Raw genomic sequence first — 205 nt, 5'->3', positions numbered from 1 at the left:
AACCCCAAGATTGCTTCGCTTCGCTCGCAATGACACCTTACTTGTCATTGCGAGGAGCGCAGCGACGCGGCAATCTCAGGTCTGCGGTGGCAGCTAACCCCCGAGATTGCTTCACTGCGTTCGCAATGACAAAACCGAGATCGCCACTTCACCTGTCATTGCGAGGAGCGCAGCGACGCGGCAATCTTGACTGGCATCGGCAAGG

It is taken from the genome of Vreelandella boliviensis LC1 (genome assembly GCF_000236035.1).
GTDB classification, from domain to species: domain Bacteria; phylum Pseudomonadota; class Gammaproteobacteria; order Pseudomonadales; family Halomonadaceae; genus Vreelandella; species Vreelandella boliviensis.
The sequence above is the reverse complement of the archived record's forward strand: the minus strand, read 5'-3'. Positions refer to the sequence as shown.